At 56.2% G+C, this 605-nt stretch carries 1 protein-coding gene; it reads right to left on the reverse strand.

Annotation, left to right across the window (positions count from 1 at the left end; genetic code table 11):
• Positions 1–218: 218 nt before the first annotated feature.
• Positions 219–380, reverse strand: coding sequence for a hypothetical protein (locus CF68_RS37840; RefSeq protein WP_200872630.1), 162 nt, complete (start codon positions 378–380; stop codon positions 219–221).
• Positions 381–605: the final 225 nt, after the last annotated feature.

The raw sequence follows: 605 nt of genomic DNA on the forward strand, positions 1-605 counted from the left end.
CCTCAACACACAAGAAATCTGACAGGCTCCTCATGCTGATATCCGCGGGTTGGTTACCGCATTACAGAGGTCCGCCCAATGAGCCTGCCGCTATCTAACGTCGCAAGTCGGATGCAATCCGTTGCCTAGCAGACCCGCGGGTTGCTCGTGTGCCGGGCTACGCCGCCTTCAGGAAACTGGCCTCACAGTAGTGTCAGATAGGTTGATACCGGCCTGGGTTACGCTGCCCGCGCTTCGTTCGGTACGGCAAGCGACATCGCGAGCTGGCTGATATCCCATATGAATCCGCTCAGTTTGCGGGCCACTGCGACCACCGCAATGTTCGGGTTCGAGTCCTTATGGACGTCCAGATCGACATACAAAGTGATATCGTTTTCCATGCTGGCCTCCGCGCTGGAAATCGCCGGGTGTGGCACTGTCCACACCGTGCGGCTCTGGCAGTCATGCTAACCCGCGTTTGATTCCTCGCGGCGGGCCAGCCCTCCTTGCTCCAGGGGAGTCATACTGACTTCTATGATGAGAACTGAGTCAAGGTTTTTCGCTAAAAATAGGCCTCTTTTGAATCTCAAGTGGGTGGTATCGTGGCGGGTTTCAGGTAAAGAGCA

Origin of the sequence: Cupriavidus sp. SK-4, assembly GCF_000611125.1 — a bacterium.
In the GTDB taxonomy this organism is placed as follows: domain Bacteria; phylum Pseudomonadota; class Gammaproteobacteria; order Burkholderiales; family Burkholderiaceae; genus Cupriavidus; species Cupriavidus necator.

Bases quoted from the DNA above. Each gene is read 5' to 3' on its own strand.
- CF68_RS37840 (WP_200872630.1), bottom strand. From the start codon at position 380: ATGGAAAACGATATCACTTTGTATGTCGATCTGGACGTCCATAAGGAC.